The organism is Pricia mediterranea (assembly GCF_032248455.1).
Taxonomy (GTDB): domain Bacteria; phylum Bacteroidota; class Bacteroidia; order Flavobacteriales; family Flavobacteriaceae; genus Pricia; species Pricia mediterranea.
Genome location: NZ_JAVTTP010000001.1, coordinates 2,947,885 through 2,973,779 on the forward strand (window position 1 = coordinate 2,947,885; position 25,895 = coordinate 2,973,779).

Consider the following 25,895-nt stretch of genomic DNA (forward strand, 5'->3'; position numbering starts at 1 on the left):
ACATGGGAAAATAGCTTTCGAAAACTTAAGAAAGGGCAGATGAATATTCAAGAATTGAACGGAAAGAACATAGGCCTAGTACTTTCGGGCGGTGGGGTGCGGGGCATGGCGCACATCGGCGTCTTGAAGGCCCTTAATGAGCATGATATCTATCCCGATATGATTTCCGGGGTGAGTGCCGGGGCCATAGTAGGGGCGTTGTACGCCAATGGCAAAATGCCGTTGGGCATGTTGGACTTTTTTAAGGAAACGCCGCTGTTCAAATACAATTTTTTTTCGGTGAATAAGCCGGGGCTCTTCGATACCGAAAAATACCTGCTATTTTTCCAGAAGTACTTTTCGCAAGATTCCTTTGGAGCGTTGGAAAAGAAATTGTTCGTTACGGCGACCGACCTACAACGGGGCATGCCCAAAACCTTCAGTTCCGGGGAACTAATAAGGCCCTTACTGGCCTCGGCCGCCTTGCCGCCCGTATTCTGCCCCGTGTCCATCGATGGGGTGCTTTATGCCGATGGAGGAATAATGAACAATTTTCCTATGGAACCCATAGTAGATGAATGCGATATTGTCATCGGATGCTATACCTCTGCCCTGAAGGAAGTCGGCAAGGCCGAATTGAAGAACCCGTTGCAATTGACCAATCGGACGAAAATGTTGATGCTACATTCCAATTGCAGCGAGAAGTTGAGTGCATGCGACCTACTGTTCAGGCCCAAGGGTCTCGAATATATTGGTATGTTGGACAAAAAAGGAATCGAAAAGGCCTTTGTGATCGGTTACGAACATGCCTCTAGATATTTGCACAACATGGTTTAAGGATCAGACCATCGAACCCAGCAGCAGCGTACCCAATATCAATAGTACCAAAGAGATTGCACCTCCCACTACGATAAAGTGCCTGAATCGATAAATGCCCATGCTGTAGATCAGGGAATTGGTCTGATAGCCGACCGGGGTAAAAAAACTAAAGTTCGCCGCGAACATAACGGCCAATACAAAAGGTTTGGCGGGCAGTGCCATTCCAGCGGATATCGAAATGGCCAAAGGCGCCATGATAATGGCCGTCGCATTGTTAGATACGAACGCGCTGAGCAGCATGGTGGCCAAGAAGAGGATTCCGATGGAATATACCGGTCTTTGCCCCTGCATTACATTGAGCAGCTGTTCCGATAGCCAATCATCGGTTCCGGTGTTGTGCATGGCGATGCCCAGGGGAATCATACCCGCCAACAGGAACAATATCTGCCAATTGATCTTTTTGTACACATTTTCCAACGTAATACAATTTAGCAGCAATAGTGCCATACACCCCAATATCGTACTGGGCAAAATGTTCAAAATTCCGCTGGCCGCCAAAACGATTACCCCGACCAAGACCAACAGGGTCAGGTTCCGTTTTGAAGACCTGGAGATTTCCGGGGCCTCGTACTGCTGTAATATCGCCACGTTGTCGTAGAGGTCGAAATCCGCAATGGTATCCCTGTCGATTTCGAGAAGCACCCTGTCGCCGACCTTTAGGTGGGTAAGGTCCAGGTCATCGGTAAACAACCTATCCCTTAAAAAACGGAGATTCTTTCTTTTTTTAATGGCGAGCGGAACGGCATCGTGGAGCATCGAATGTTTGAGCTCATTCAAGGTCTTTCCCAAAAAGCGGGCACCGGGCATCATCATCATTTCCACTAAAATGATATTGCCGTTAGAATCTTTTTTTACGGTCTTCCTATCCTTGAATTCATAATGGGAATAGGTGCCCGGGCCTTCGCCATCGGGAGAGACGATAATTTCTTCATCGCTCTTCAGTCGAAGAAGGTTTTCCAGGTTGCAGGAAACCAACAATCTATCCCGTTCCTTGAGTATGGTTTGCTTAGCGGGATATGTGTCCTCGCTACCGTTCCTTGAGAACTTTAGCACCGAAATGCCGTCATCCTGAAAAAAGGTATCCTTTATTTTTTTTCCGATCAGTTTAGAATCCGGGGTGAGTTCAAAGGTCGTAAGGTAGCTGTCGAGATCGTATTGCTTCCGCAATTTATTTTTTGAATCCGTCGGAAGATATTTGGACAACAAGGTGACCAAAAGGATGGACACCGTCAAAAATATGGTGCCGAGCCATGAAAACTCAAAGAAGGCGAACCGCGCACCCGTCCTGTCAAAATAAATGGAATTGACGATAAGGTTGGTCGAGGTGCCCATCAACGTACAGCTTCCCCCGAGGATGCTCGCAAACGAAATGGGTAGTAACAGTTTGTTCTTCGAAATATCGTGCTTATCGGAAAGCTCTGTAATTATTTTAATGAATACGATTACCACGGCCGTGGAACTGATAAATGCCGATATGGAACCGGTGATGAACATAAATGCCGGCACTATGAAATAAATCGGCCAACCCTTGAAGCGTTTTAGTGCGTTCGCCATCCAAGAAATGACCCCGTTTTGTTCAAGTGCGGCCGCAATAATCATCAAACATAGAATGGTGATGACCGCGGCGTTCGAAAACCCGCTGATGCCTTCCTCAGGGGTGACGAGACCTAGGAGGATCAGAACCCCTATGATACAAAAGGCGATTTTGTCCATAGGAAATATCTCGAAGGCAAAAAGCGCGACAATTGTTGCGATAATCAAGAATATCAGGGCAATTTCCAATGTCATGATGCCGGGATATATTATTGACTAAATATAAGGGGATGTATATTTCCAAAAAAATCCAAAACAAAAAAAATAAAGTTCCGTTAACATCTTTTAACCTGTCAAATTACTGCGTATGAGAGGTTTGGCATTTTTTTTGAATCATAATCAATATGATGTCTAACTAAAATTCAGTAAAATGGAAAAACTGGTAATGCTTTCATTGGCTGTAATTTTAACTGCAAGTTGCAAGGGCCAAGAGCATAAAAATGAGGAAAATATACAAGAGGATAATCAGAAACAAATCACCGAACAACCCAAAGGCACGTGGAAAGTCGACAAGGAGTTTGATGAGGACGGGAACTTGATCAGGTACGATTCCATTTACTCATGGTCGTCGTCAGATTATCTCGGGGAATTGGCGCAAAAGAATCCCGATAGCCTATTGCAATCGTTCCGATCCAAATTTTATAGGAATTTTAAGGGATTCGATGACCGAGGCTTCGGGGATTTCTTCACCGAAGATTCACTTTTTACGAAACGTTTCTTCGACAAGGATTTCTTCGACAGCCAATTCGGCGAGGATTTTATGGACATCGACAGAATCCGCGAACGCATGGAAACTATGCAGCAAAATTTTATGGAACGATACCGGTCCGAATTCGATTCGTTGCAACGCAGGGATACCCCGGATAATGAATAGGTTGTTGTCACTGGGCATCGAGCCGTCTTTTTATTTGGGTCCCGCAGGAGGTTTAGTTCCATCTTAAAAACCCATCTACTTTGGGGGTGGATAGCCCGATTTGAGCAAATTCTTTACGCTCTTCGCAGCCTCTCACTCCCCCAGCATAGGAAACAACCTTCTTATCTCCTCGTCCGAGGGTTGTTTTCCGTACTCGCAAATTTCGAATCCTTCGGTGTGCTCGGCGGATTTGGCTTTGTCTCCATACCATTTTTCCAAACTTTCCATAGTAGCTTCGTTCGGGGCGTTTGTACGCCAATCGGCCAAAAACTGTAACCGCTCGTCTTCGTTCCCGGGCACTAGGTCCAGTTTTCCGGAGGTCCAGGGGAGCCATTCGAAGAATTGGGATTCATGGGCCGCCATGGCGTAGATTTTTTGGTCGAACACTTCATCGGTGATAACCGCAATATCAGGCTGGAAGGGATTCGGCTTTTGAAATCTATCTTCCGAATACAAAAAGACGGGATTCTTTTTCAAGGGCGGAACATCGGGTGCTACGTTGGGAACGATGACCAGGTAAGCGGCATCCTGCACCAAGATCCCGGTATACCGATGGTCCGGATGGTAGTCGTTGGGCCGGGGCGCAATCACGATATCGGCGTTCCATTTTCGTATTTCCCGAATGACTTTGAGACGGTTTTCCAAAGTAGGCATCAGTTCGCCGTCATGGTTGTCCAATACCGTATATTCAACCCCGAAGCGTTTGCCCGCCTCCTTGGCTTCGGCAATCCTGATTCTGGCCAGCTCGCCCCCGCCTTTGTCCTGATGGCCCGCATCGCCATTGGTCAGAGACACGAACTTTACATTGTGGCCCATTTGCGAAAAGAGGATGGCGGTACCCCCGGCATCGTTATCACAATCGTCGGGATGCGCCCCGAAAACGATGACGTTGATTTTTTCCGCTTGGGAAAAGGTTGTGGTGGTAAAAAGGGTAAGGCAAAGAACAGGAAGAAATCGTTTCATTGGTCGTTATTTTAGTTCATTTTAAAAACCCACCTCCTTGGTGGGGTTGATAGCCCTACTAGGGTAAATTCTTTACTTCAGCTCAAAACCCACCATTTTCATATATGAACGACCTGATTTCAGCAAATGATTTGGTCGTTTTAGGTTTAGTTTTTATAGTGCTGTCGGCATTATATCAGCCTCATGGCCTTGGGATCCCAGTTTACGGGCTTTTCACCGTAATAACTTTCATTGGCCAAAAGGGCCGCCCCGGCGGCACGGAGTCCGAATGTAGGGTCTTCGATGATAGTATCCTGTTCACGTATCGCCTGAAAGAACTTATGGAAGTGATCGTAATGTGCCCCTTTGTAATCGTTGGGCGCCTGCCAGGTCGTTTCGCCCGTTGAAAGAGAGGACGCCCGGGACTCGAGGTTCTTGGCGGCATATTCTTCCCTGATTTTTTCTTGGGTGGCCTTGGTATAGGCAATCATCGAATACCCGTCGGGCACCAAATCCAGCTTGGAGCGTCTTAGCGTAACGGCGTTCTGTCCGATTTCCATTTCGCCTTCGGTTCCGACCAGTTTGAAACCGCTACCGCCACCACTTCCGGCGATAAAATTGATTCGGAAAGCCGCGTTGAACGCCGCATGGGTATCGGTCTTCGGGTAGTCGTATAGCGTTATACTTACATCGGGAACGTCGCGGCCGTCTTTCCAGAAGCGTAGTCCCCCAGTGGCCTGTGCCCGATTAGGTCCGTACGAGCTGACAATGTAGTTGAGCGTCGAAAAGGCGTGTACAAAAAGGTCTCCCGCGACCCCCGTTCCGTAATCCTTATAATTGCGCCATCTGAAAAATCGCTTGTTCTCGTAGGGCACTTTCGGTGCCGTACCCAAAAACGTGTCAAAATCTACCGTCTGTGGGTTGGCATCAGGAGGAATCGGATATTGCCACGCTCCTTCGGCGGAATAGCGGTCGTTGTAAAAATCCAACATGACGATATCTCCGATGGCCCCCTCTTCATAGAGCTGTTTTGCCTTCTCATTGCCCAGGGACGACATGCTTTGACTCCCGATCTGGCAAAGTTTTCCTGACGCCTTTTGGGCATCTATGATCGCTTGGCCTTCGTCGTAGCGTTGCACCATCGGTTTTTCGCAATACACATGTTTACCGGCCTTCAACGCATTGACGGCAATCTGTTTGTGCCAATGGTCGGGAGTCGCAATGATAACGGCATCGATTTCGCTACGGCCTAAAATCTCACGATAGTCCCGGGTCGTGAAAAAAGCATCGCCCCAAAGCTCCTTACTTCGATCCAATCGGCCGGTGTAGAGGTCACAGACGGCGACCAGCTTCACTCCGTCGACCCGTAGTGCGGACTGCGTATCGTAAATACCTTGAATGCCACAGCCGATCAGGGCGAGATTGATTTGGTCGTTCACGGCATAGTGAGCGTTTTCATAGGCTCTTGTGAGCAGTATTTTTTCTTTGTAAGGAGAGGCAAAAACCATGGGTGCCGAGCTCAGCGCGGCAGAACCCAAGGTGGCTTTTTTAAGGAAAAATCTCCTTGAAGACTTGTCCATTCGAGAATAGTTTTGGTTAGAATAAAGAAGAAAATTACATTTTTTTCTCAAGATATACTAAAAAAATGGTGCCGGACTCCGGGTTCGACGAGTTTCCGTCTAAAGCAAACAGGCGCGAGCGCCCCGGATGAAATCTTACTGGCCGATTCGACTGGGCCGTATTTCATCATCTAAGAACTCGCTTGTGAAGTCGGGAATGGTTAAATTTGAAAAAAAGTCATGAACCTCCCCAAGACAGATAAAAAACGGATTGTTATCATCGGTGGTGGATTCGGCGGTATATCCTTGGCCAAAAAGCTCAAAGGACTTGACGTTCAGCTCGTAGTCATTGACCGACATAATTACCACACTTTTCAACCCCTGCTGTATCAAGTGTCTACAAGCGGACTCGAACCTGACTCCATTGCCTACCCCATTCGAAAAATCCTGAGAAAAATCGAGGATTTCCATTTTCGCTGGGCAAAGGTTTCCCGTGTTGATCCTGAAAAGCGGGAAATCACTACCGATAAGGGAATAGTGGCGTATGATTATCTGGTCATGGCGACCGGCACCCGGACCAATTTTTTTGGCAACAAGACCATCGCCGCGCATGCCATGCCCATGAAAAGTGTACCGCAGGCCCTGAATATTAGGAGCCTAATGTTACAAAATTTCGAGGCGGCCGACGACTGTGAGGACAAAGATGAACGCAAGGCCCTGCTCAATTTTTGTATCGTAGGTGCCGGACCCACGGGAGTAGAACTTTCGGGTGCTCTGGCCGAACTTAAGAACAATGTTTTTCCAAAGGACTACCGGCATCTTGACATCAATGAGATGGAAATACATCTGTTCGAAGGGGCCGATCAGGTGTTGCCCCCGATGAGCGAACAAGCCTCGAAGAAGGCCACGGCTTTCTTACATGGATTGGGCGTCCAAATTCATTTGGGAACTATTGTGGACAGTTACGATGGGGAGACTGTTGCGATCAATGACGGTACAAGCATGCGCTGTAAGAATTTTATATGGGCGGCGGGGGTCACGGGGGCGAAACTCGACGGTTTTACTGCGGATAAATGGGTCGAAAAATCGAATAGGTTCAAGGTCAACCCGTACAACCAGGTGGAGGGATTTACAAATGTTTTCGCAATCGGCGATGTCGCCTACATGGAAACAGAAGAGTATCCAAACGGGCATCCTCAAGTGGCCCAGCCAGCCATTCAGCAGGGCGAGTTACTGGCCCGCAATCTCGAGCGGTTATTGAATGGAAAACAGATGGAAGCATTTGAGTACAATGACAAAGGTACTATGGCGACCGTGGGAAGGAACAAGGCGGTCGTTGACCTGCACCAACTTAAATTTGCGGGTTTCTTCGCTTGGTTCGTCTGGATGTTCGTCCACCTAATGGCCCTCGTCGGCTTTAGAAATAGGATGGTCGTCTTTTTCAATTGGGTGTATAATTACATCAACTACGACAAGGCCGCACGTTTGATAGTACGGCCTTTTCGCCCTAAACCTTAGGTTAAGGGAAGTCAGCTCATTGTACGCTTTCAATCTCTGCCCGGGCCATTTCGAAATAACCCTTAGTTTATGGCCTCGACGGGATTATAAATCAAAAAACCTTTAGTATATTTACACGTTGTGTTGTGACCCATGACCTTGAAAGAGGTCGGGGCCAATGAAAGGCTTTCCTCCCGTTCCGATGGTCAATCGGGATTTGGGATACCGGAAGGCTTTTTTTATGGTCCGAAGCGGAACTTTCGCGCAACCGCGTTAAGCTGTATCCCTCGGTTGATGCTGGTCGCGTTTGTCCTTCACCTGATGATTGATTTTTTTGCCGTGGGTGGCAGACTCGTCAATGGCCTGCTCCTTTAGGCTTTGCTTATCGCTCTTATCAATTAGGTTGTTCTCTTTGTTCTCGTTTTTCTTGTCGTTCATCCTAGTCATTTTAAGTGTTAGTATTCGTATTGTATTTTATCCTCTAATCCTGAAGCTGAGTATGAAATTATCTTTCCAAGCTGCGCGAATCCTGCGTAAATCCGTCCGAAAAAGTCAGTGGAACGGTCGGAGGGCTTGAAAGACATATCTCATGCAGTCGCCAAAAGAAAAATAGCGCCGGCAATGACGATGAGCAATAATATTATGATTAGCGTCGTCCACGGAAACTTTTTTTGGTTGTCGGACGTAAATAACCGCCGGTTCCGAATTTCCTCTTTCTTATCTTTGTTCATATGGTGCTATTTTCGGCTATGGGAATGCTACTTGGGGGTTATTTACTTGTACCCTATCCGATTGATTATTGGCTTTTGTCCGTGTTTGCTCTTTCAGGGGCTTCCAAGTCTTCCTTGCTTTCTGCGCCTTGACCGTATAAGGTATTTTCTTCATCCTTCAATTTCTTCGTGTTTGCGGTATTCGGGATGTCCCTTCCCGGGATATCTAGATTTTTACCGGTAAAGTCCGTCTCTCTTTTGGCCTCGCCGCTACTTTGGTTTCGTTTTTCCAGCAAACGATCATCACCGGTATCCATACTTAACCCCTGGGATCCCAAAGCGTTTATGTTTTCTTTGGTGACCTCCGAATTGTATTTTTCTTTTGATTTTTTCGGTTCTTTTTCTTCGTCCTTTTTCTTCATTTTGAATTGTCGCTTTGTGAACTTTAAGATAAGGCAGCGTAGCACGATGCATGCGCTATTACGGAATTTTTATTGATGCTAAAAATGTGGAATACGGGCCGCAAAAATGGAGATACAATGATATGGGGACATCCAAAAGATGGCCCAAGGCTTCTGATGAACATGCTACTATTTGCCGGTCATGCTATGTAAGGCATAGTGCGTCAAGGAAGCGGCCAATTTCGCGGTGTGGCTGTCGATATCGTAGGTTGGATTCATTTCGGCGATGTCGAGGCTGATCAATTTGCCTGATTCGATAAACGTTTTAAGGCATTTCAAAACGATATCCGGAGAGAAACCCATAGGGGAAGGGGCACTTACCCCGGGGACATAAGCCGATGAAAAACCGTCCATATCGATGGTGACGTAAAGATGGTCCATCTCGTCGATGAATTGGCGCAGTATTTTTTCGATGGATGCCCAGCTCGACGTATTGAAACCCTCGCTTTCGACATAGTCCACGCCAAATTTCTCCGCCGTTTGAAACAGTTGGGAATCGTTTGCATCCCTTCGTATCCCCAAACAGAGATAGTTAAGGGGATGGCCTTCGGATGCATTGTTTTGGGCTATTTGATAGAACGGGGTACCGGAATTGTTGCCATTTTCGTCATCTCTAAGATCGAAATGGGCGTCGAAATTGATAATTCCGATGGATGCAGGGCTGCCCAAATGTTTTTTGATGCCATTGTAGTGCCCGTAGGCGATATCATGTCCCCCTCCGAGTACGATGGGAATTGTTCTAGCACTTAAAAGATCTACTATTTTTTCGGACAGGCTGTTTTGGGCAGCTTCCATGTCCCCATCGGGACATTCGACGCTGCCGACATCGATGAGCCTGACTTCGGGGGATAAATGGTTCGGCATTTTCCCCAGTTGTTTTCTGATGGCATCGGGACCTTCGGCCGCCCCGATCCTGCCTTGGTTTCTTCTGACCCCTTCGTCGCAGGCATATCCCAAAATGGCGATTGTTTTTTGGGATGGATGCGACCCCGTATCTTCAATGGCAGTACATTCTACTTTTTCGTGCAGGTACAGGGCGTTGCCGGATTTTCGGCCGGTCCAATTGTCAGGATGTGGTTTGCGGTAAGAGCTCATTTTTTTCGTCGTTTTAATGTTTGTAAATTCTCGATCGGCCTCGTTATTGCTCCGACAAGATCTTACTCGAACAATTTCTCCAATATCCCATCTTCCACCGAATTCGGCAGCGTGATTTTAAGATCCGGGCTGCGTTTCATTTCCCTTTTGATAGCAAATAACGCTTCGTTATTGCGCGCCCAGCTTCTTCTGGCGATGCCGTTGTTGACATCGTAAAACAGCATAGCTGCCAGTTTTTTAGATGCCTCGTCAGTACCGTCGAGCAGCATTCCGAAGCCACCGTTGATGACCTCGCCCCAGCCTACGCCGCCGCCATTGTGGATGGAGACCCAGGTAGCCCCCCGGAAACTGTCGCCGATAACGTTGTGGATGGCCATATCGGCCGTGAATTTGCTCCCGTCGTAAATATTGCTCGTCTCCCGAAAGGGAGAGTCCGTCCCGCTGACATCGTGGTGGTCGCGGCCTAAGACAATGGGCGCCGAAATCTCGCCCGATCGGATGGCCTCGTTAAAGGCTTCCGCTATTTTTATCCGTCCCTCCGCGTCTGCATAGAGGATCCGGGCCTGTGAGCCCACGACCAAGCGGTTCTCTTCCGCCCCTGAAATCCACTTGATATTGTCCTGCATCTGCTGTTGGATTTCCCCGGGGGCGTTGGCCTTGATTTCCTTTAGGATGTCAAGGGCGATAGCGTCGGACTTTTGCAGGTCTTCCGGTTTTCCGGAGGTGCAGACCCAGCGGAAGGGACCGAACCCGTAATCGAAGCACATGGGGCCGAGAATATCCTGTACGTATGAAGGGTAGGCCCATTCCCCGGCCTGCGTGTTTTCTTCCGTGCTATCGGACGAAGCAACCGGCTCTCCTTGCGCGTTCCGATACACCTCGGCTCCCGCTCGAGAGGCTTCCAGCAGAAAAGCGTTGCCGTAGTCAAAAAAATACGTTCCCTTTTTCGAGTGCCTGTTGATGACCGCGACCTGTCTTCGCAGTGATTCGCGGACCTTTTTCCTGAACAGGTCGGAATTTTCGCTCATCAAGGAGTTAGATTCCTCATAACTCAATCCCACTGGATAATATCCCCCCGCCCACGGGTTGTGTAGGGAAGTTTGGTCCGATCCGAGATGGACGAAGATATCTTCGGTATCGAAGCGTTCCCAGACCTCGACTACGTTCCCGATAAAGGCCAGGGCAATATTTTCTTTGTTTTCGGTGGCCGTTCGGACCCTTTCGACCAACGCATCCAGATTATCGATAAGCTCGTCGACCCAACCCTGTTCGTGCCGTTTTTTCGCCGCGGCGGGATTCACCTCGGCGCACACGGTGATACAGCCCGCGATATTGCCCGCTTTGGGCTGTGCCCCGCTCATCCCGCCCAAGCCGGAGGTCAGAAATATTTTTCCGGCCACGGATTTCTCTTCTTGCAAGACTTTTCGAAAGGCGTTCATCACCGTAATCGTAGTACCGTGTACGATGCCCTGGGGTCCGATGTACATGTAGGATCCGGCGGTCATTTGTCCGTATTGGGTCACGCCAAGGGCGTTGTATTTTTCCCAGTCGTCGGGTTGGGAACGGTTGGGGATCATCATCCCGTTGGTGACCACGACCCTAGGCGCCTGCTTCGAGGAAGGGAAGAGGCCCATCGGATGCCCGGAATGCACCTGCAAGGTCTGTTCATCGGTCATGGTGGCCAGATACTGCATGGTCAAGAGGTATTGCGCCCAATTTTGGAACACGGCCCCATTGCCCCCGTACGTAATCAATTCTTCGGGATGCTGTGCCACGACGGGGTCCAGGTTGTTCTGTATCATTAGCATTATGGCGGCCGTATGTGGGCATTTTGCCGGATATTCGTGAATCGGCCTGGCGTACATTTTATACCCCGGCTTGAACCGATACATATAGATACGGCCACGGGATTTCAGTTCCTCGGCGAATTCTTGGGCCAGTTCGGCATGCCAGGCCTTAGGGAAATAGCGTAAGGCGTTGCGGATGGCCAGTTTCTTTTCTTCGGACGCGAGGATGTCCTTGCGTTTTGGAGCAAGGGCGACATCCGGGTCGGGTTGCCTTTTCGGGGGAAGTTCATTGGGGATGCCCTCTAGTATCTGTTTATTAAAATGGGATGCTTGTGCGGTCATTTTATAAAGTTTGAAATGATTTGTCCGGGGTTGTCCGATCTGTCGATCCAGCGGGTCACAAAATTACGGCTTCGCATTCCCCGGGACGAGCTGGAGGCTGTCTCATCTGCCAATTTATTGAGCAGCGTGATTCTCGCCAGGCTCGCTGTCCGCTGTACTTTCGCCCGTTTTTTGGCCGGATTCGGATAAAGCAGGGAACATGTCCGGACGGCTTGGCCTACCCTTATCCTTTTTTATGTTTATTGTATACGAGTATCCCGTTCTTCCATAACATACAGGGTTTAAAATTGCCTTGATTGTACAGAATTTCGTTGAAATTATCGGTGTGGAAGACACAAAAGTCCGCCAACTGGCCTTCTTCCAATTTGCCCCGGTCGGACAATCGAAGGGCCGCTGCGGCGCGAAAGGTTATGCCCGCCAATACCTCGGCATTCGACAGTTTTTCAAAGGACCCTAATACCGCTGCCTGGGTCAGAAGGTCTCCCATCGGCGCCGATCCGGGGTTGTGGTCGCTGGCGATGGCCAGGGCGCCACCGGCATCGAGAATCTTACGGGCAGGGGCAAAGGCACAGCCCAGTCCCAAAGAAGCCCCTGGCAAGGCGGTGGCAATGGTATCGCTTTGCGCCAGAAGGTCGATCTCGGTCTGGGTACTGGCCTCCAAATGATCGGCGCTAACGGCTCCGAAATCCACCGCGACACGGCTTCCTCCGGTAGAAAACTGGTCTGCATGCACGGTGATATCGAAGTCCATTTGCTGGGCTTTTTTAAAATAGGGCACGATTTGCTCGACCGAAAACGCACTTTCTTCGACAAAGGCGTCGATACGCCGGGTGAGGTTTTTTTCCTTCAGGATAGGAAAAAGTTTTGTGCTGATCTCTTTAAGGTATTCGGATGCCATGCCCTCAAAATCCCGAGGGAGCATGTGGGCGGCCAGACAGGTGGCAATCAAGTCCGCCGAAGCTTTGGTGTCCGCTTCTTTGATGGCCTGGAGCATTTTGATTTCTTCGTCGATGGACAGCCCGTATCCGCTTTTGACCTCTAGGGTGGTGGTTCCGTTTTTCAGGTGCCGGTTTGCCAGTTTGGCCGTGTTTTTTATTAAGGACTCTTGGCTCGCTTTTCGGGTTTGGGTCACGGTGTCCCAAATACCGCCCCCGGCCTTAGCGATTTCCAGATAGGATTTTCCCGCATTGCGCAGGGCGTAGTCATCGGCTCGGGAGCCTCCAAAACAGATATGGGTATGGGCATCGATAAACCCGGGGAGGGCGACATGATTGCCCTCTAACCAGTGCGTGTCGACCTCGGGATGTTTGTCTTGCAGCTCGTCGAATTTTCCGATGGCCCGTATTTTCCCGTCCTCTACAAGCAGACCCGCATACGGCATCACGACTAGTTCCTTGTCCGCAATGGGACCTTTCAGCGCTAATCCCGTCATGGGGACCAGCTGTTTAAAGGGACCTATAAGCTGTGTGTTTTTCATATTCCGATTTTTCGTTCATGCTTTATCGACGATCAAATATCCATCATCCGTCCTTCTTCCTCATAACTTTCGTCATTCTTCCTTTCTGCCCTCCATCGCCCCGCGTCCTTCTTCGAAACCCAGCCTTACATCCTTCTTCCTTTCGTCCTTCTTCTTTCCTCATTTCGTCTTTCCGTCATTAATCCTCCATCACGCGCCATCCTCAATATTTACTGTCTTGACTCTTGATTCTTGTCTCTGTTCTCTTTATTCTTATTTTCACCCCTTAATACTGTTCAAAGTCATCCGAAAAGGCGACCTGAAACGCAACATTCTCTCGTTTTTGCACCCTTTCGATGACCTTGATCAAGGTTTTGTCGCGGATCATGGCAATTCCTTTTTCAATATCCTCGGAGAATACCCGATCCTTATCCGCAAAGGTCACCTGCTTTCGTATTTCCTTGTGTATTTCATCCAAAAACACTCCTGATTTTAAGGGTTTCCGGAACTCGAATGCCTGCGCTGCCGTTAATAGCTCAATGGCCAGAATCTTCTCTACGTTTTCGATAACCTGCAGGGCCTTTCGGCCGGAGATGGAGCCCATGCTCACGTGGTCTTCCTGTCCCAATGAGGTGGGAATACTGTCCGCGCTCGCCGGAAAACAGAGCCCCTTGTTCTCGCTCGCCAGAGCCGCGGAGGTGTATTGCAGAATCATATAGCCGGAGTTGATGCCGGTATCTTCCATCAAGAGTTTGGGAAGTCCGAGGCTATTGCCTTCCAGGGCCAGATAAATTCTGCGATCGGAAATATTTCCGATTTCCGCGGAGGCCAAACAAGTGTAGTCCAAGGCCATGGCCAAGGGCTGCCCGTGAAAATTTCCCCCGCTGATGGTCAGGTTCCGATCGATGATCACCGGATTATCGGTCACCGAGTTCAATTCTATTTCGAGCAGCTCCTTCAGGTGGAGCCAAGCATTTCGCGAAGCCCCGTGCACCTGTGGAATACAGCGAAGGGAATAGGGATCCTGTACCCGTTCGCAATCGATATGGTCCTCGAGGATTTCGGAACCTTTAAGGAGGCGTTGGATCCGTTGCGCGACATGAAGATTGCCCTTGAAAGGGCGCAGAGCGTGCAATTCGTTGTGAAAAGGTTTGATCGAGCCTTGAAGGCCCTCGATCATCATGGCTCCGATGACATCGGCCTGAGAAAGGCATGCGTGTAATCGCTCGACGGCTTTTACCGCGTGGGCCGCTATAAATTGGGTGCCGTTGATCAGGGCGAGACCTTCCTTGGGGCCCAATTCCAAAGGTTCGAATCCCTTATTTTCCAAAAGTGTATGGGCATCAATAGTTTTATTTTCGTATTCCACTTTCCCCAGTCCGATTAGAGGCAGGAACAAATGGGATAATGGCGCAAGATCTCCTGAGGCCCCGACCGAGCCTTGTGAGGGCACAACGGGGGTGGCATCATTTTCGATATGCCATAAAATACGGTCTAGCGTGGTTTCGGCGATTCCCGAATAGCCTTGGGCCAGGGCGTGAACTTTTAAGACCAGCATCAATTTGGCGATTTCTTGGGGGATGGATTTTCCTACGCCGACGCTATGGCTTTGGAGGATATTTTTTTGCAGGATTTTTGTCTCTTCCTTGGAAATACTGGTCGTACACAAGGGCCCGAATCCCGTATTGATGCCGTACACGGGATGCCCCTCCGCCACAATATCGGCGACTATCTTACTACTGGCATTTATTTTTTTTCGGGATTCGTCAGAGATCAGACCCGCTGTTTTTCCGCGGGCTATCGCTAAGGCGGTCCCCGCCGTCATCCGATCTTCCCCGTATAAGAAGGTCTTAGGCTTGGTGCTCATCTGATGTTGGAATTTTCGTCTTTTTAAAAGTATCGATTTTGATCGAGAATAGCGAAAGGATAACACTTATCTTTGCTCTTGTCTTGGGTTTCCGTTAGGGACCGAGATTTGCGGTTTTTCGGTCTAATGAAAGCTTGTTAGAGTAGCATAGCCATAGCTACGGTACGAAAAGAAGACAAGATTAGGTGGCAAAATGGGCTGAGCGTAGATGAAATTAAAATTCAAGACGAGTTCTTGATTCCTTTAAAGTGCGAAGTATGATTTTTGATTTGATTAGAAAAAGACGGGCCATCTTTCCCGCACAATATAACGACGAACCCATATCCAAGGCCGAAATCGAAAAGATTCTCGAAGCCGCCAATTGGGCCCCTACCCATAAAAAGACCGAACCCTGGCGCTTTAGGGTGATGACCGGGGAGGCGAAGGAGAAATTGGGACTTTTTCTATCCTATAAATATATGGAAACCGAGGCGCGGCCCAAAAAGATAAAGGCCAGAAAGCTCATTGAAAAGCCCAAAATGTCAGGGGCGGTCATCGCCATCTGCATGCAGCGCGACCCGCAGGAACGCATTCCCGATTGGGAAGAGGTCGCCGCTACTGCCATGGCCGTACAGAACATGTGGCTCTGCTGTACCGAAATGGGCATCGGATGTTACTGGAGCTCCCCCGGACTCATAAAATATATGGACGAATTTTTCGAATTAAACGAAGGAGAGATTTGCTTGGGGTTCTTTTATATGGGCCGTTACGATGGGGAAGTCGAAGGGCAGACCCGGACGCCGATAGGGGAGAAGGTGGTTTGGATGGAGTAGCTAATCCAAAATCGGGAACAAGGCCTTCCGATAGTCCCAAGCCTTTGCGATAAAAAGTCCTAAAAAGACAACCGAGACTACGAACTTTAAAAAGGTACCGGCCAAAAACCCCATAAAGGAACCAAAAGCGGCCTTCAATGCCGTTTTTTGGTCAGCCTTGTTGATAAGTTCCCCGACGAGGGCTCCCAAGAAGGGCCAGATTATTATCCCAAAAATTCCCAGCACCGGAAATAACAAAGACACTACGAGTCCGATGGTCGTACCGATCATGCCCGCCCTGCTGCCGCCATATTTTTTTGTTCCCATAGCGGGGATGATATAATCGAGCGCAAGAACGATAACGGCAACTGCCGCTGTTATGCCCAAGAACGTCCAGTTTTGGGGTACGCCCGCGGTCAGGTGCAAGAGCAACAGCCCGACCCAACTTATGGGCGGCCCCGGCAATACGGGCAGAAAGCTTCCGAGGATGCCGACCAGCATGAGGATGAAACCAATTATAAGTAAGGCAATATCCATTTACAATCCCTTTTGGCTAAGATACGATGAAATTGTTATCGTTCTCTCTACGGATAGAGTGAGGTGACGGAATCGTTTTTAGGATTTTATTTTGACCGGGTGCGATGTCTCGAACGCCCCTGAAAATGGAAGGGATAGCCCCTTTATTGAACTGCCCGGGACATCCCATCTAAGAATTTTAACAACTAATATATTAGTTATAACTATATTTTTAGTTATATTTGTTGTGCGAGTAATGTTAATATCCTTTTGAGCCCCAGCCGGAAAGAATCATTCCCGCTGAACCAGTACTGAGGGTCGAGAAGCGTTCATAGGAGTTAGGCTCGACTGCGCCTGTACTGAGCGCAGTCGAAGTGCTCGACCTGACAAATCTTGGTTTCGCCCGTGCTGAGCGCAGCCGAAGTGCTGGATCTGGCAAACGAAGTTAAGAACGCTTACTTGAAGACATTCGGACAGGCCTGGATTAAAAAAGACAATTAAACGATATGAAACAGTTAACAAAAGCAGAAGAAGAGGTGATGCAGATCCTCTGGCAGTTGGAAAAGGCCAATGTTGCCGCTATTATCGAAGTATTGCCAGAACCGAAACCTGCCTACAACACGGTCTCGACCATTGTACGGATATTGGAGAGCAAGGGTTTCGTCGATCACGAGCAAGAGGGCAGGGGGCATCTGTATTTTCCGCTGGTCAAAAAATCAGACTACAGTAACCAGAGCATCAATAAATTGGTGGACGGCTATTTTCAAGGCTCGTTCAAGAGTATGGTTTCCTTTTTTATGAAGAAGAACGATATGAGCCTGTCGGAATTGGAGTCCGTTTTAAAGGAAATTAAAAAGGATAAGGAGAAATAAGCGTCAGGCACCCCTGTTGAAAGCCCGTCCATCGAGGATTATTTTAATCTCTAAAACACGCCTTATGTTACAGTATATTTTGGAATGTATCGCTTTTCAGTTGGTGTTTCTGGCCATCTACGATTTTTTCCTAAAAAGGGAGACCTTTTTCCAGTGGAACCGGGCGTATTTGATCGGTACCTACATCCTGTCCCTGCTCTTGCCATGGATAAAAATCGAGGCGTTCAAGTCGGCCGTGCCGGATGGCTTCTATGCTTATCCGGAATACCTTTGGGGCGCGAACGATGCCGCAACGGCCACCGTAACGGAGGCATCGGGACTTTCGATTTCCTGGGAACAAGGCCTTCTTTATGGGGGAATGTTGATGGCCGCCCTCCTGTTCGGATTTAAAATGCTTCAGCTGTACCGATTGCGCCAAAAAGGGAAAATCCATTATTTTGAGGACTTTACCCGTATCGTGCTCGCCGACAGCAATGTCGCCTTTTCTTTTTTCAAGTCCATCTTCCTGGGTGATCGGATAGTACAAAAGGAGCACGGCAATATCATCGAACACGAGCTGGTGCATATTCGACAGCGGCACACTTATGATCTTCTGTTTTTTGAAGGGATGCGGATCCTGGGATGGTTCAATCCCCTAGTGTACGTCTATCAGAACCGCATATCGGAACTGCACGAGTTCATAGCCGATGCCCATGTGGCCAAAACGGACAGGGAGGAGCACTACGAGCTGCTGCTTTCCCAGGTCTTTCAAACGCAAAGTATATCGTTCATCAATCAATTTTTTAAATCATCATTAATCAAAAAACGAATCGTCATGTTAACAAAAGAAAAGTCACGTAGAATCTGGAAAGTAAAGTATTTGGCCTTGGTGCCGTTATTAATCGGGATGTTGTTCTATACCTCTTGCGACCGGGATGCTTTCGGTGAGGAACACACTCATGAAACAATAACCGTGGGAGATATCGAAAACCTTAACCTACAAGAAGAGAAGAAGGTTTTTACACGATTGATCGACCTATCCGAACAACCGCAGGATTGGGAATTACTCCTCAAGGATACCAATACAGAAATTATATTTTCAAAACCTTTAAAGCAGGGCTCGGTGATTTCAGGGCCCAACGGATTTCCTATAAAGGCGAGAATGACTGTCAAATCAGATATCCTTGATGAAGATTTCAACCTTATGGGCACGAAATTAAAGGGAATATCAATATCGGGTAACGGAGGTAGTGTTCCCTTTGGTGTGGTCGAAGAAGTCCCGGTATTTCCTGGATGCGAAAATGCGGCCGATCCGCGCGCCTGTTTTCAGGAAAAAATGCAAAAGCACATCAGCAAGTATTTCAGATATCCCGATGATGCCCAGAAACAAGGTATTCAGGGTAGGGTATCGGTCATGTTCACCATTGACGAACAAGGAGCAATCACCGATATCCGAAAAAGGGGTCCCCATCCTCTTTTGGAGGACGAGACCGTCCGGATAATCGAGAAATTGCCGCAAATGCAACCGGGAAAATCCAAGGAAAAGCCCGTTCGCGTCCCCTTTTCTATTCCCATTACCTTTAAATTACAACAAGCCGGTTTTAATCCACATTCCCAAGATGCCAATTACGTGACGTTACAAGAAGAGCAGATTAGCGAAATGCCGGGTGATATGCAAAGGAAGTATCGAAACGGCATCCCGTTTGCCCAAGTGGAGAACGTTCCAGTATTCCCTGGCTGCGAGGATGCTTCCGACCCGAGTGCCTGTTTTCAGGAAAAGATCCAAAAACACATCGCAGACAATTTCAGGTATCCCCAAGTGGCGCAGAAGAAGAACATTCAAGGCCGGGTCAGCATCCTCTTCTTGATCGATGCCGTAGGCAACATCACCAACATAGCGACAAGGGGCCCCGATGCTTCCTTGGAGGATGAGGCCGCACGGATTATATCACAATTGCCAAAAATGAAGCCGGGAAGCGAAGACGGGAAGAACGTTAATGTTCCCTTTGCGATTCCCATTAACTTTAAATTAAGGTAGCCAATTGAAAAATATACTATTCATTATAGCGCTCATTTTTTACACTAATGCCGGGGCGCAAACGCAGCAACTCGACGGTCAAGGACCGGCCTTGGCCGATGGCGAAACCGTTCCTTTCGCGGTAGTGCATCACGTCCCTATTTTTCCGGGATGTGAAGAAGCAGGGAACAAAAGGGACTGCTTTAGGAATAGCCTGCAACTGCACATCAGCAAGAATTTTAGATATCCAAAAGAGGCAGAGCGAAAAGAGATTGAAGGCATGATCTCCGTTTTGTTTACGATTAGTAAGACGGGTGCCATAGAAAATATAATGACAAAGGGCTCCCATCAATTGCTTGAAGACGAAGTGAGGCGTATCATAACGCTGTTGCCCACGATGAAACCTGGAAATCATAAGGGTGAATTGGTCAATGTGCCATTTGCGCTACCCATTAGATTTGACCTGTGCAAAGCAAGTTAAAGTTGTCCGTGCTGTGATGATATACGCTTAACTTATAGCAAACTAACGCTAATCATGAAAAAAATATTCGTTGTTTTCCCCGCCTATTTGGGCGATAAGCAGATTATCTTCATCATTGACGGTAAGGCCATCAGTTATGCCGAAAGCTTTATGGGATATATCGAAGGCTATGAGCTGGCCACGATCGTGGGCCAACCTACCGCCGGTACCAATGGCAATGTGAACTCCTTCAATCTTCCCGGGGGCTATGGAATCACATGGACGGGAATGAAAGTGGTCAAACACGATGGCTCACAACATCACGGTATCGGCATACAACCCGACGTGTATGTTAACAAAACGGTGGACGGAATCGGTTTGGGTAAGGACGGGTTTCTGGAAAAGGCCATCGAGCTAACCAAAAGCAAACAACCTGAATAGCATGAAGCAGATGGTTTTTGCTTGCTTGATGAGCACCGATATTGCAAACCGCTATTTGGACTTACAAAAATTGGTTTTTTTATTTCTATGTACACTGCTGTCAGGGCACGAGGTATCGGCCCAGCCCGATAATGGTGTGATGGCCGACAGCCTCTACGCCACCGGAAACTATACCAAGGCCATCAATGTTTATGCGGAAGAGGGTTCCGTGGCCGCGGCTTTACAGATTGCAAGGGCGTACAGTGCCATTGGCCACTACGAAAAAGCGATCGTACAATACCGCAGTGTGGTCGATCGGGAACCCGATGCCCAGGTGGCGGCGTTCGAGCTCGGCAAGCTGCTCTTACGAACAAATAAGTACGAAGAGGCCCGAAAACGCTTTGCGCATTTGGTCGAAAGCGACCGTGATAATCCCGAATACCACTACTATTTGGGGGAGGCGTTTCGGGAATTGGATCAACCTGCCAGCAGTCTGGTGTCCTTTAAAGAGGCAATCGAAATAGACAGTACCCACTTGCGCAGCCTCTTTCGATTGGGCAAATACTTTACGATACAACAGGAAAGGGATCAAGCTCTGCAATATGTGGATGCCGGACTCTGGTTCTACGAACAAGATGTGTCCTTCATCAACCTTAAGGCCCTGATTCTCTTCAACGATAACCAATACGAAAAAGCCATTCCCTGGTTCGAGCAGGTGCTGGAACTTGGGGAAACCCAGCCCTATGTCTATGAAAAATTGGCATTTTGCTACTACAAAAGTTGGGAATTCGAAAGGGCCAAGGAAACCTATCGCACCCTAATTGCCCTCGACGATTCGAACTCCGACGCCTATTTCGGCCTGGGCGAAACCTACCGAAGGAACAAACAGCCCGACAGCGCCGAAATCTACATCAAAAAGGCGATGGACGTGCAGCGGCCGGTCTTTGCGGAGGGTTATAGCGCACTGGCAGGTTTGGCGCGGGATCGAAACGATTTGAAGTCCGCCTTGGAATATTACAAAATGGCACATAAAGAAACCCCATCCGACCAAATGATATACTTCAACATCTGCACCTTGGCCGATCAGCTGTACAAAGACCCGAAAACCAAATTAAAGTACTACGAAAGCTTTATCATGCAGTTCGGAAAAACAAGTCCCTATACCTCAAAAATAGCCACCCGACGAATTGAGGAACTTAGGGAGGCGATTCATTTTAGGGATAACTAGCGGGACTTACAAACCGCCCTCTTTTCCTACATTTCGTCGTTAATCCGTCAAAAAATCGTAATTTCCGCCCAATAAATCAAGGTAATGCGGAAGCTTCCCATCTTATTTTTGCTATGCCTATTGACCGCCTGTAACGGCCCGGCCAAACGGGAGAAAAAAATGCAAGAATTGGTGGACCGAGAAATGAAGTCCATCGATTGGGAAGATGTGGACCAATATCCATTGTTCGCCGATTGTGACGAACTGGCCGACAAACCGGAACAGAAACGGTGCTTTATGGAGACCCTGCTCCGCCATTTTTCCCAGACCCTTCAGGAATCCAACCTAGTGTTGGAAGAAGATATAAAAGATACGTTGTTTGTAGATTTTAGAATGGAGGATACGGGCGCCATCACCTTGATAAACATCAAAAACGACGAGCAGATCAAGAACCAGCTGCCCGATTTTCGAAAGCATATCGAAAAAAGCCTGGACAGCCTGCCGAAAATCGAACCGGCCCTGAAACGCGGCATCCCGGTCAGCGCGAAATTTCGGATACCTATTGTGTTGCAGTAACTTGATTCAAAATGTGCCGATTTGAAAATTTGAAATAAAATTTTACGTGATTTTAGGGGTGGCCTGCGGCCGTTAAAATCCTTTTGCCAGCAATCGTTTAAGGTTCAATCATATTTAAGCAGTGTTCAAGGTTTAAGGTTAAATATGCGCTCTGACCCTGAACCTTGAACAGCCACGAAGTAGCGATTAAACCTTAAACCAAACGGGATAGATGGTCTATGTAAACAATCAAATCCTAAACCAAGCAGGCTCTTTCGTTAAACAGACCATAACTCTTTTAACCAACAACTTCTTTTGAGCAACGAAAAAATCATACTCGGCATCGATCCCGGCACCACCATCATGGGCTTCGGCTTGATCAAGGTGGTCGATAAAAAAATGGTGTTCCTTCAAATGAACGAACTCCTTCTGAGCAAGTACAAAGACCCCTACACAAAACTGAAGCTCATTTTCGAGCGTACGGTCGATTTGATCGATAAATACCATCCCGATGAAATCGCCATAGAGGCCACATTTTACGGGAAGAACGTACAGTCCATGCTCAAATTGGGCCGCGCTCAAGGCGTCGCCATGGCAGCGGGACTATCAAGACAGGTTCCCATTACCGAGTATCTACCAAAAAAAATCAAGATGGCCATCACGGGCAACGGCAACGCCAGCAAGGAACAGGTCGCCAAGATGCTACAAAGCACCTTGGGACTAAAATCCCTTCCCAAAAACTTGGACAGTACGGACGGACTCGCCGCGGCGGTCTGCCACTTTTACAACCAGGGCCGTATCTCGACGGGAAAGAGCTACTCCGGCTGGGAGGCGTTCGTGAAGCAGAACGATTCCAGAATCAAAAAGTGAAGCGAACATCATTTTTTTAGCGAATGCCATACCATTTATATTTCGATAATGTAATTGGTACATTTACACATTGATATACTGATACATTTATAGAACAATGTCCGGCATCTACATCCATATCCCCTTCTGCAAGCAGGCCTGTCACTACTGCGACTTCCATTTTTCCACTTCCATGGGAAAAAAGGAGGAGATGGTTTCCGCGTTGAAGAATGAGTTGAGGTTGCGGAAGGATGAGTTCGCCAACGAGCTTGTCGAAACCATCTATTTCGGGGGAGGAACGCCAAGTGTGCTTACTTTGGATGAATTACAGGCCATCATCGGCGCGGTTTTCGCCCATTACGACGTATCGGATACCCCCGAGATTACCTTGGAGGCCAATCCCGATGACCTGTCCCCCGAAAAAGTCGCTGCCTTGGGCGAATCTCTGGTCAACCGCCTTAGTATCGGGGTCCAATCCTTTTTTGAGACGGACCTAAAACTGATGAACCGCGCCCATAATGCCCAAGAGGCCGAAGCCTGCATCCGAGCCGCCAAAAAACACTTCGACAACATATCCATCGACCTTATTTATGGTATTCCCGATATGTCGAACGCACGTTGGAAGCAAAATATCGAGAAGGCATTGTCCCTACAGGTACCCCATATTTCGAGCTATGCGCTGACCGTGGAGCCCAACACCGCCTTGGCCCATTTTATCAAAAAGGGGGTCGTAAAGAACGTGGACGATGCCGTGGCGGAAGAACATTTTCACATCCTTTCGGAAACCTTGGAAGCGGCGGGATACGAGAGCTATGAGATATCCAATTTCGGCATGCCGGGCTATTTTTCCCGAAACAATACGGCCTATTGGCAGCAGAAGAAGTACATTGGTATCGGGCCCTCGGCGCACTCCTATGACGGGCAGCGCAGGGGCTGGAACATCAACAACAATCCCAAATATTTGAAAGCGATAGCGGAAGGCGTACTCCCCATGGAAACGGAAGTGCTATCGACCACCGACCGATACAACGAGTACGTCATGACCGGACTGCGGACCATGTGGGGCGTTTCTATGGATAAAATTACATCGGATCATGGGGAAATATATCGCGAGTATCTCCTGCGACAGGCCGAAAAACATCTGCAGGAACAACTTTTGTTTTTGGATGGCGACCTCTTGCTGACCACCAAAAAAGGACGCTTTTTAGCTGATGGGATCGCAAGTAATCTGTTTATGCTAAATTTGGGTCAGTAATTGCGAGGAGCGGCTGGAAAGGTTGAACCTCGTATCAGCGTTAACGCGACGCTGCAATCTGTTTAAAACGCTACAATGCTCAACAGATATCCGCGCAATGCTTGTAATTATGATTTTAAATAGCATTTTCTATGAAAACTTCCATACAATATGATGGTGAAAGTTTCCAAATCGATCTCTCACTTCCTCTCGACATCTCCATCCCCCTCCGCGGCGAAGAACAGAACGTAGCTGCCTGGGGACTGCCGCATCCAAAAATAACACCCCATCGTGATGGGGACTTCATTGGGAAGGTATCCGAAGGGGCATCCGTCAATTTCAACGATATTGCCTTCAATCCCCATGCGCACGGCACCCATACCGAATGTGTGGGGCATATCACGGAGGAATTCCATTCCGTCAACCAAAACCTGGACCGATTTTTCTTTTTGGCGGAACTGATATCCGTGGCGCCCGAACTGCAAAACGACGAATGGGTACTATCGAAACATATTTTGGAGGTGGCCCTGAAGAAGGCGCGATCGACCGAGATTTCTGCGTTAGTGATCAGGACCCTGCCGAACGACCGCAGTAAGTTGACTCGGCAGTATTCCGGTACCAATCCCCCCTATTTGTTGGAAGAGGCCGCCGCCTATCTTTTGGAAATTGGGGTCGAACACCTCTTGATCGACCTGCCCTCCATAGACCGTGAAAACGATAACGGGGCCCTTAGGGCCCATAAAGCATTTTGGAATTTCGACGGTACCTTGCGCAAACAGGCCACGATCACCGAACTGATTTACGTTCCTGACGGTATTACGGACGGACCCTACCTCTTAAACCTACAGGTCGCAGCCTTCGAGAACGATGCCAGCCCCAGCCGACCGGTTCTATATCAAATTTCGGAGGAATGAAAGCCCTATTAAAGCTTGAAGAGATATTAATGTTCGTCTTAGGGATATACCTATTTGGGATGTTAGATTATGCATGGTGGTGGTTTTTGGTTTTGATCCTGGCACCCGATATCGGGATGATCGGCTATCTGTTCGGAAATAAAATCGGAGCGGTCGGTTATAACCTTTTTCATCATAAAGGGGTGGCCATCGCCGTGTACCTTTTAGGAAATTATCTTTCGTTACCTTTATGGCAATTGACAGGAATCATCTTATTTTCGCATTCCGCAATGGACCGGGTTTTTGGTTATGGCCTTAAATACGACAAAGGATTTGCCTTTACACACTTGGGCAAAATAAGAACGAAAGATGGATAGTGTTTTCGACATATTTCTTGGCTTGGCACTCGGTGCGATTGTTACGTATTGGGTCTATACCTTGCTCCGAAAGAAAAAAAGCAAGGAGATCACCGAACACCAGTCCACCGTACTGTTGGACAAAATTCGTAGCGTCTGCAAGCTGGTGACCGTAGAGGGCGATTTTGCCGAGATCTACAGGTACGAGAATATCAAGGAATATTTTATGAGCTTGGTGGGCAGTAAAAAAAAGGCGTTGCTGATTATCAATGCCAAGGTACAGATTGGCTATGACTTGAAGAAAGTGAAGCTGACGGCCGATACCGAAAGTAAGAAGATCATAATGCGGAAGTTTCCCCGACCCGAGATATTGTCCATTGAACCCGAAATCCAGTTTTATGATATCCGAAGCGGGATGTTCAATTTTTTTTCCTCGGATGATCTGACCCTGCTGAACAAGGAGGCCAAGCAGCACATCCGAGAAAAAGTGCCCGAAAGCGATTTGATGGAAACCGCTGGCAAGGAAGTCCTACAGGCTGTCTTACTTATCGAAAATATTGTGGAGACCATTGGTTGGAAGTTGGACTATTCGGCGCTGGAGATTACGGAGGAACAAAAGCAGCTAATAGAAAAGTAATTAAGAACAGGCAGTTGCGAGGAGCGCGC

The 25,895-nt window shown here is 48.2% G+C and carries 25 protein-coding genes; 15 read left to right on the forward strand and 10 right to left on the reverse strand.

The genetic code is table 11. The features are described 5' to 3' along the window. Positions 1 to 39 precede the first annotated feature (39 nt). The gene (locus RQM65_RS12005) at positions 40 to 816 is read left to right on the forward strand and encodes a patatin-like phospholipase family protein (RefSeq protein WP_314015295.1); all 777 of its coding nucleotides are present in this window, start codon (positions 40 to 42) and stop codon (positions 814 to 816) included. A gap of 3 nt (positions 817 to 819) precedes the next feature. Here the strand turns inward: RQM65_RS12005 and RQM65_RS12010 are convergent, their stop codons facing one another. Then, positions 820 to 2,646 carry an SLC13 family permease gene (locus RQM65_RS12010; protein ID WP_314015297.1) on the reverse strand — a complete coding sequence of 609 codons (1,827 nt, stop codon included), beginning with the start codon at positions 2,644 to 2,646 and terminating at the stop codon, positions 820 to 822. Positions 2,647 to 2,821: 175 nt separating this feature from the next. Here RQM65_RS12010 and RQM65_RS12015 point away from each other — a divergent pair, with 175 nt between their 5' ends. Then, complete coding sequence (locus RQM65_RS12015) at positions 2,822 to 3,325, forward strand: hypothetical protein (RefSeq protein WP_314015299.1); 504 nt, start codon at positions 2,822 to 2,824, stop codon at positions 3,323 to 3,325. A 132-nt stretch (positions 3,326 to 3,457) separates the two neighbouring features. On the opposite strand, the gene RQM65_RS12020 is transcribed toward RQM65_RS12015, so the two are convergent. Both RQM65_RS12020 and RQM65_RS12025 read right to left on the reverse strand, forming a co-directional pair. Next, positions 3,458 to 4,327: a PIG-L deacetylase family protein gene (locus RQM65_RS12020; RefSeq protein WP_314015300.1), complete on the reverse strand. Its 870-nt coding sequence runs from the start codon at positions 4,325 to 4,327 to the stop codon at positions 3,458 to 3,460. Between the two features lie 170 nt (positions 4,328 to 4,497). Beyond that, positions 4,498 to 5,886, reverse strand: coding sequence for a Gfo/Idh/MocA family protein (locus RQM65_RS12025; protein WP_314015302.1), 1,389 nt, complete (start codon positions 5,884 to 5,886; stop codon positions 4,498 to 4,500). Between the two features lie 219 nt (positions 5,887 to 6,105). Between RQM65_RS12025 and RQM65_RS12030 the strand changes: the two genes are divergently transcribed. Continuing rightward, the gene (locus tag RQM65_RS12030; RefSeq protein ID WP_314015304.1) at positions 6,106 to 7,383 is read left to right on the forward strand and encodes an NAD(P)/FAD-dependent oxidoreductase; all 1,278 of its coding nucleotides are present in this window, start codon (positions 6,106 to 6,108) and stop codon (positions 7,381 to 7,383) included. 252 nt (positions 7,384 to 7,635) lie between these two features. Here the strand turns inward: RQM65_RS12030 and RQM65_RS12035 are convergent, their stop codons facing one another. The 6 genes from RQM65_RS12035 to hutH form a co-directional block, all read right to left on the reverse strand. Then, positions 7,636 to 7,800, reverse strand: coding sequence for a hypothetical protein (locus tag RQM65_RS12035; RefSeq protein ID WP_314015306.1), 165 nt, complete (start codon positions 7,798 to 7,800; stop codon positions 7,636 to 7,638). A gap of 358 nt (positions 7,801 to 8,158) precedes the next feature. Then, positions 8,159 to 8,494 carry a hypothetical protein gene (locus RQM65_RS12040; RefSeq protein WP_314015308.1) on the reverse strand — a complete coding sequence of 112 codons (336 nt, stop codon included), beginning with the start codon at positions 8,492 to 8,494 and terminating at the stop codon, positions 8,159 to 8,161. A 168-nt stretch (positions 8,495 to 8,662) separates the two neighbouring features. Further along, entirely contained in the window at positions 8,663 to 9,628 is a 966-nt protein-coding gene (gene hutG / locus RQM65_RS12045) for a formimidoylglutamase (protein ID WP_314015309.1), read from the reverse strand. A 62-nt stretch (positions 9,629 to 9,690) separates the two neighbouring features. Beyond that, positions 9,691 to 11,757, reverse strand: coding sequence for a urocanate hydratase (gene hutU / locus RQM65_RS12050; protein ID WP_314015311.1), 2,067 nt, complete (start codon positions 11,755 to 11,757; stop codon positions 9,691 to 9,693). Positions 11,758 to 11,980: 223 nt separating this feature from the next. Beyond that, positions 11,981 to 13,234: an imidazolonepropionase gene (gene hutI, locus RQM65_RS12055; protein ID WP_314015312.1), complete on the reverse strand. Its 1,254-nt coding sequence runs from the start codon at positions 13,232 to 13,234 to the stop codon at positions 11,981 to 11,983. A 265-nt stretch (positions 13,235 to 13,499) separates the two neighbouring features. Next, positions 13,500 to 15,080: a histidine ammonia-lyase gene (gene hutH / locus RQM65_RS12060; RefSeq protein ID WP_314015314.1), complete on the reverse strand. Its 1,581-nt coding sequence runs from the start codon at positions 15,078 to 15,080 to the stop codon at positions 13,500 to 13,502. Positions 15,081 to 15,337: 257 nt separating this feature from the next. On the opposite strand from hutH, the gene RQM65_RS12065 reads away from it, so the two are divergent. Beyond that, a complete protein-coding gene (locus RQM65_RS12065) occupies positions 15,338 to 15,892 on the forward strand; it encodes a nitroreductase family protein (RefSeq protein WP_314015316.1) in 555 nt (184 codons plus the stop codon). On the opposite strand, the gene RQM65_RS12070 is transcribed toward RQM65_RS12065, so the two are convergent. Beyond that, positions 15,893 to 16,408 carry a DUF456 domain-containing protein gene (locus RQM65_RS12070; RefSeq protein WP_314015317.1) on the reverse strand — a complete coding sequence of 172 codons (516 nt, stop codon included), beginning with the start codon at positions 16,406 to 16,408 and terminating at the stop codon, positions 15,893 to 15,895. Between the two features lie 485 nt (positions 16,409 to 16,893). Here RQM65_RS12070 and RQM65_RS12075 point away from each other — a divergent pair, with 485 nt between their 5' ends. The 11 genes from RQM65_RS12075 to RQM65_RS12125 all read left to right on the forward strand — a co-directional run bounded on the left by RQM65_RS12075 (position 16,894) and on the right by RQM65_RS12125 (position 25,866). Then, entirely contained in the window at positions 16,894 to 17,259 is a 366-nt protein-coding gene (locus RQM65_RS12075) for a BlaI/MecI/CopY family transcriptional regulator (RefSeq protein ID WP_314015319.1), read from the forward strand. A 64-nt stretch (positions 17,260 to 17,323) separates the two neighbouring features. Beyond that, entirely contained in the window at positions 17,324 to 19,276 is a 1,953-nt protein-coding gene (locus RQM65_RS12080) for a M56 family metallopeptidase (RefSeq protein ID WP_314015321.1), read from the forward strand. A 4-nt stretch (positions 19,277 to 19,280) separates the two neighbouring features. Further along, the gene (locus RQM65_RS12085; protein WP_314015323.1) at positions 19,281 to 19,736 is read left to right on the forward strand and encodes an energy transducer TonB; all 456 of its coding nucleotides are present in this window, start codon (positions 19,281 to 19,283) and stop codon (positions 19,734 to 19,736) included. A 54-nt stretch (positions 19,737 to 19,790) separates the two neighbouring features. After that, on the forward strand, positions 19,791 to 20,156 hold the full coding sequence (locus RQM65_RS12090; protein ID WP_314015324.1) for a S41 family peptidase: 366 nt from the start codon (positions 19,791 to 19,793) through the stop codon (positions 20,154 to 20,156). Position 20,157: 1 nt separating this feature from the next. After that, positions 20,158 to 21,363, forward strand: a complete 1,206-nt coding sequence (locus RQM65_RS12095) for a tetratricopeptide repeat protein (protein ID WP_314015326.1) — start codon at positions 20,158 to 20,160, stop codon at positions 21,361 to 21,363. Positions 21,364 to 21,447: 84 nt separating this feature from the next. Continuing rightward, positions 21,448 to 21,918, forward strand: a complete 471-nt coding sequence (locus RQM65_RS12100) for a hypothetical protein (RefSeq protein ID WP_314015328.1) — start codon at positions 21,448 to 21,450, stop codon at positions 21,916 to 21,918. Between the two features lie 294 nt (positions 21,919 to 22,212). Then, entirely contained in the window at positions 22,213 to 22,767 is a 555-nt protein-coding gene (gene ruvC / locus RQM65_RS12105) for a crossover junction endodeoxyribonuclease RuvC (RefSeq protein WP_314015329.1), read from the forward strand. A 97-nt stretch (positions 22,768 to 22,864) separates the two neighbouring features. Further along, entirely contained in the window at positions 22,865 to 24,001 is a 1,137-nt protein-coding gene (gene hemW, locus RQM65_RS12110) for a radical SAM family heme chaperone HemW (protein ID WP_314015331.1), read from the forward strand. A gap of 131 nt (positions 24,002 to 24,132) precedes the next feature. Next, on the forward strand, positions 24,133 to 24,894 hold the full coding sequence (locus RQM65_RS12115) for a cyclase family protein (RefSeq protein WP_314015332.1): 762 nt from the start codon (positions 24,133 to 24,135) through the stop codon (positions 24,892 to 24,894). Then, positions 24,891 to 25,250 carry a DUF4260 domain-containing protein gene (locus tag RQM65_RS12120; RefSeq protein WP_314015334.1) on the forward strand — a complete coding sequence of 120 codons (360 nt, stop codon included), beginning with the start codon at positions 24,891 to 24,893 and terminating at the stop codon, positions 25,248 to 25,250. The genes RQM65_RS12115 and RQM65_RS12120 overlap by 4 nt, the downstream gene beginning before the upstream one ends. Further along, on the forward strand, positions 25,243 to 25,866 hold the full coding sequence (locus RQM65_RS12125; RefSeq protein WP_314015336.1) for a DUF4230 domain-containing protein: 624 nt from the start codon (positions 25,243 to 25,245) through the stop codon (positions 25,864 to 25,866). Before RQM65_RS12120 ends, RQM65_RS12125 begins: the two co-directional genes overlap by 8 nt. The last annotated feature ends 29 nt before the right edge of the window (positions 25,867 to 25,895 follow it).